General features: G+C 66.4%; 2 protein-coding genes. One reads left to right on the top strand and one right to left on the bottom strand.

Annotated features, from left to right (window positions below):
* Nucleotides 1-186 (bottom strand): antitoxin (locus ACQKIP_RS47290; protein WP_365854056.1); only part of this gene is annotated, 186 nt, incomplete at its 3' end.
* Nucleotides 187-382: 196 nt separating this feature from the next.
* Between ACQKIP_RS47290 and ACQKIP_RS47285 the strand changes: the two genes are divergently transcribed.
* Nucleotides 383-1,480, top strand: a 1,098-nt coding sequence (locus tag ACQKIP_RS47285; RefSeq protein WP_427745846.1) for an oleate hydratase, incomplete at its 3' end; no start/stop codon positions are given.

The raw sequence follows: 1,480 nt of genomic DNA, 5'->3' as shown, positions 1-1,480 counted from the left end.
CTGCTGCGGGGGCTGGCCCTGGTCCCTGCCGAACTGGTCCTTCAGCTTGTCCTGGGCGGTGTCGACCTGACCGGAGTACTTGCCCTGGGTCTTGTCGTCGACGAAGTCACCCGCCTTGTCGATGCCCTGGCCGGCCTTGTCCTCGTGGCCCTTGAGCATCTGCTTGAGCTTGTCCATGACTGACATGGGCCAACCACCTCTCTGTGTCTCCCCCACATCCAGGCTCACATTGCGCGGCGTGTTCCGCATCCGCTGGCGCCCTCCGCCTGCCCCTGCCTGCGCTGACCCGTTCGGCCGCCTCGTGCTGCACGGGCCGGGGCGTCCGCCGAAGCTGAGGCGCGAAGAGCACGGAGCACGGGCAACGAACGGGAAGAAGGCATCCATGGCAAAGGCGTATCTGGTGGGCAGCGGCATCGCTTCCCTGTCGGCGGCGGCATTCCTCATCCGCGAGGGCGGCTTCAGGGGGTCCGACATCGTCGTCCTGGAGGAGCAGGACCGCGAGGGCGGCAGTCTGGACGCCTCCGGGTCACCCGAGACCGGCTACACGATGCGCGGCGGCCGGATGTTCGAGATCCACTTCGAGTGCACCTACGACCTGCTCGGTTCGATCCCCTCCCTGGACGATCCCTCGAAGTCGGTCACCGACGACACCTTCGCCTTCCACGAGGACTTCGCCTGGGACGACCACGCCCGGCTCGTCGACGCCGCGGGCAAGGTCATCGACTCGCACTCGATGGGCTTCTCGGAGCGTGACCGTCTCGAACTGGTCAAGTGCGTGGGCACCCCCGAGAAGGCGCTCGACGGCAAGCGCATCACCGACTGCTTCAGCCCGGAGTTCTTCCGTACGAACTTCTGGTGGATGTGGTGCACCACCTTCGCCTTCGAGCCGTGGCACAGCGCGATCGAGTTCCGCCGCTACCTCAACCGGTTCATCCACCTCTTCAAGACCTTCGACTCCATGTCGGGGATCTACCGCACGCGCTTCAATCAGTTCGACTCCATCGTGCGCCCGCTCCTGAAGTGGCTCACCGACCAGGGCGTGACCGTGCAGCTGGGCACCACGGTCACCGACTTGGCCTTCGCCGAGGGTGACGCCCTCACCGTCACGGCTCTCAGCTGCACGCGAGGCGGCCGGAGCGAGGAGATCACGCTCGGCCCCGACGACCTGGTCATGGTCACCAACGGTTCGATGACGGCAGGCTCGACCCTGGGCTCCACCGACACGGTGCCCGCCCTGGACACCACCGGGGCCGACGGCGCCTGGCGCCTGTGGGAGACCCTGGCGGCCAAGCGGCAGGGCCTGGGCAGGCCCGCGGTCTTCAACTCGTCCATTGGGCAGTCGACCTGGGAATCCTTCACCGTGACGACGAAGGACCCCACGTTCTTCGAGCTGATGGAGAAGTTCAGCGGCAGCGAGGCAGGCAAGGGCGGCCTGATCACCTTCAAGGACTCCAAGTGGCTGCTGACCATCGTCCTCAAC

This window comes from Streptomyces sp. NPDC059900 (assembly GCF_050270335.1).
Classification (GTDB): Bacteria; Actinomycetota; Actinomycetes; order Streptomycetales; family Streptomycetaceae; genus Streptomyces.
Note: the sequence above shows the minus strand (reverse complement) of the source record. Positions and strands in the feature narration are given on the sequence as shown.